Origin of the sequence: Aeromonas finlandensis (assembly GCF_000764645.1) — a bacterium.
GTDB classification, from domain to species: Bacteria; Pseudomonadota; Gammaproteobacteria; order Enterobacterales; family Aeromonadaceae; genus Aeromonas; species Aeromonas finlandensis.
The window spans coordinates 1-3,813 of record NZ_JRGK01000106.1; the positions used below are offsets into that span (position 1 = coordinate 1).

Genomic DNA, 3,813 nt, shown 5'->3' on the forward strand with positions numbered 1-3,813 from the left:
GACGATAACCACAAGAGGGTGGGTTGAGCTTGGGCCAGAGGAAACCCGGGGTATCGGTCAGGATGACGTTGTTATCCAGCTTGATCCGCTGCTGGGACTTGGTCACCCCCGCCTCGTTGCCGGTGCGGGCGATGATGCGCCCCGCCAGGGTATTGATCAGGGTGGACTTGCCCACGTTGGGGATCCCCATGATCATCGCCCGCACACCGCGCAGCTCAAAATTGCGCTCCGGCAGCATCTCGTGGCAGAGAGTCAGCAGTTGCTTGATCTTCTCCGGCTCTTGTTGCGTCAGCGGCAGCGCCTTGATCCCCTTCTCTTTTTCCATGTGCGCCACCCACAGATCGGTGATCGCCGGATCGGCCAAGTCCGCCTTGTTCAGCACCTTGATCACCGGGGTATCACCACGCAGCTCGGGCACCAGCGGGTTTTCGCTGGAGAAGGGGATGCGGGCATCGAGCATCTCGATGATCACATCGACCTGGGGCATGACCTCGGCAATCTCTTTGCGGGCCTTGTGCATGTGACCGGGGAACCAGTTGATGGACATATCCGTTACTCTCTGTGGGGGCTGCGGGCGCGCGCATGGAACAACAGGCGCTCTGCCGCGGGCATCGAACGAAGGGGGCGCATTTTACCTGCTGCGGACCCATTTTGACAGGTCATTCTAGCCATCACCTGATCAAATCAGCAAACCGCCAAGGTGGAGCAACCTTGCCGGAAACGAGCAGACCAACCCGCTCAATTGATAGATAAAACATTGATATAATGTAACATTTCCATCGTCTTTTCACACAACCGTCACCGATAGTCAGTAAAAGTGTCATCTCCCCCCTCTAGGCTGCGCTCAGGTTTTACAAGGAGCGAACCCCAATGAGAAAAATGGCAGGAGTTGCAGTGATGATCGGCGCCGCCCTGGCCGCCGGCTGCAAATCAGACAATGACACGGTAGCGACCAAGCCCGCCGTCCAGCCCACCAACGTCATCTTCTTCCTCGGTGACGGCATGGGCCTCAACACCCTGACGGCGGCCCGCATCTACGGTGTCGGCGAAGAGGGCGATCTGACCATCGATACCCTGCCAGAGACGGCCTTTATCAAGACCTTCTCCCACGATGCACAGGTCACTGACTCGGCCCCCTCCATGTCCGCCTACATGACCGGGGTCAAGAGCAACAACGGCGTCATCAGCATGGACAGCGACGCCACTCAGGAGAGCAACTGCAGCAAGAGTGCTGGCAAGCCGGTAACCACCCTACTGGAGCTGGCCAAAGCCGATGGCCGCGCTACCGGTGTGGTGACCACGACCCGGGTGACCCACGCCACTCCGGCGGCTACCTATGCCCATATCTGCAACCGGGATCTGGAGGCGGATATCGCCGCCCAGCTGGTACCGGGTGGCAAAGGCTACAACAGCGCCCTCAAGGAGGGGTTGGATGTGGTGCTCGGTGGCGGCAGCAGCTTCTTTCTGCCCAAAGCCGACAAGGGCAAGCGGGAGGATGGCCGCAACCTCATCAGCGAAATGCAGGCCAAAGGCTATCAATTTGCCAGCAATCTGGATGAGCTGAACAAGGTCGACGCGGGCAAGCCGCTGTTGGGTCTGTTTGGTTCCAGCCACATGAAATATGACCTGGACCGCCCCGCCAGCGAGCCGTCACTGGCCCAGATGACCCTGGCCGCCATCAAGCAGCTCAAGGGCAAAGAGAAGGGTTACTTCCTGATGGTGGAAGGGGGTCGCATCGACCACGCCCTGCACGACACCAACGCCAAGCGGGCGCTGCAGGACACCATCGCCTTCGACAACGCCATCAAGGCTGCTATCGACGAGGTGAAAAAGAGCGACCCCGAGCTGAAAAACACCCTGATCGTGGTCACCGCCGACCACGACCATACGCTCGTGCTCAACGGCTATGCCAAGCGCACCGGCAAGACCACCGCCGACAACCCCGGCGTACTCGGGCTGGTGAAGAACTACGAGACTGGCGAGCCAAGCAAGGATAGCGAGGGCATGCCCTACACCATCATCGGTTTTGGCAACGGCTACAACCGGGTGGATGGCCCGCGCAGCAGCGTCGCCCCGCTCGACGATGCCACCGTCTCCGCCAATGACTACCACCAGGAAGTGGTGGTCAAGGTGGGCGAGATAGGCAACGAGACCCACGGCGGCACCGATGTCTTCCTCGGCGCCATCGGCCAGGGAGCGGAGAGCTTCCATGGCTCACTCGATAACACCGCCGTGTTCGGCAAGATCAAGGCTGCGGCCAAGCTGTAAGGAGCACTTTCATGAGCAAACAGATGAACACATCCATCAAGCACACGCTGGTCTGCGCCGCCCTGTTCAGTGCGCTGGGCGCAACCTCTCAGGCACAGGCCGCCGATGCCAAAAACGTCATTCTCTTTATCGGTGATGGCATGGGTCCCACCGTCCTCACCGCCACCCGCCTGTTCAAGGTGGGGGAAGAGGGCAATCTGGAGATGATGAAACTGCCGCGCACTGCCCGCATCAAGACCTTCTCCAACGATGCCCAAACCACCGACTCGGCACCCTCCATGGCGGCCTACACCACCGGGGTCAAGATGAACAACGAAGTGATCGCCATGAGCAGCGACACCAAGGCTGTCGCCCCCGGCAAAGACGTCAACAGCAACAAAACCGTCAACAATTGCAGCAGCGACAACGGCAAGCCGGTGCCCACCATCCTCGAGCTGGCCAAGGCGGCAGGCAAATCGGTCGGGGCCGTCACTACCACCGAGCTGACCCACGCCACCCCGGCGGCCACCTACTCCCATATCTGCCATCGGGATGCCGCCTATGAGATCGCCGCACAGGCCGTTCCGGGAGGGGCAGGCTTCAACCAGGCGCTGGGGGATGGGGTCGATGTGCTGATGGGCGGCGGTGCCAGCCACTGGACTCCCTACAGCGCCAGCAACAAGGGCGGTCGCAATGACAACCGCGACCTGACCGCCGAGATGAAGGCGCAGGGATACAGCTATGTCACCACCCAAAGTGAACTGGCCAAGGTCACCAGTGGCAAGGTGCTCGGTCTGTTCAGCAGCAAATCCCACCTCGACTACGAGCTGGATCGGGTCGCCAAAGGGGCAGCCAATACCCAGCCATCCCTCTCCGAGATGACCGCCAAGGCGATCGATCTGCTGAGCCAGAACAGCCTGGGTTACTTCCTGATGGTAGAGGGTGGCCGGATCGATCACGCCCTGCACGCCACCAATGCCAAGCGCTCCCTCACCGATGCGGTGGCGCTGGATGAGGCGGTCAAGACGGCGCTCGGTAAAGTGGACCTCAACAATACCCTGATCGTGGTCACCGCCGACCATGACCACACCATGACCATTAACGGCTACTCCGCCAAGGGCAATCCGGTGCTGGATCTGGTGAAAAACGGCGACGGCTCGACCCAGAACGACGTGGATGGCAAGCCCTTCACCACCCTGGTGTTCGGTAACGGCCCCAACCGTACTGACGTGCGCCCCGTCCTCACCAGCGATCAGGTGATGGCCAATGACTACCTGCAGGAGAGCGGCGTCAAGCTAGGCACCGAGACCCACGGCGGCGGCGACGTCATGCTGTTCGCCGATGGCGCCGGCAGCAACCGCTTCAAGGGCACGCTGGATAACACCAAGGTGTTTGGCAAACTGCGGGAGGCGCTCGGCCTGTAAGCAGCAGGGGCCCGGGTGCACCTGAGCAATCGGCTCAGCGACCCGGGCACCGGCTCTTTCGAGCGACAGATGATGATGCGACTTTTGCTTTCGTTATGGCTGCTTGGCAGCACCCTCGCCTTCCCCCTTCATGCCGACGATA

Annotated in this window: 3 protein-coding genes; 2 read left to right on the forward strand and 1 reads right to left on the reverse strand. The window is 60.9% G+C overall.

Translation table 11 applies throughout. From position 1 onward, the window contains the following. On the reverse strand, nt 1–547 hold a 547-nt coding region (gene ylqF / locus LD28_RS0110425; RefSeq protein WP_033136902.1), incomplete at its 3' end, for a ribosome biogenesis GTPase YlqF. Between the two features lie 323 nt (nt 548–870). Here ylqF and LD28_RS0110430 point away from each other — a divergent pair. After that, nucleotides 871–2,268, forward strand: coding sequence for an alkaline phosphatase (locus LD28_RS0110430; protein ID WP_033136903.1), 1,398 nt, complete (start codon nt 871–873; stop codon nt 2,266–2,268). Nucleotides 2,269–2,279: 11 nt separating this feature from the next. Then, complete coding sequence (locus LD28_RS0110435) at nt 2,280–3,671, forward strand: alkaline phosphatase (protein WP_033136904.1); 1,392 nt, start codon at nt 2,280–2,282, stop codon at nt 3,669–3,671. Nucleotides 3,672–3,813 lie beyond the last annotated feature (142 nt).

Excerpts from the sequence above, each read along its gene's own strand:
- LD28_RS0110430 (WP_033136903.1), top strand. The coding sequence starts at position 871 with ATGAGAAAAATGGCAGGAGTTGCAGTGATGATCGGCGCCGCCCTGGCC.
- LD28_RS0110435 (WP_033136904.1), top strand. The coding sequence starts at position 2,280 with ATGAGCAAACAGATGAACACATCCATCAAGCACACGCTGGTCTGCGCC.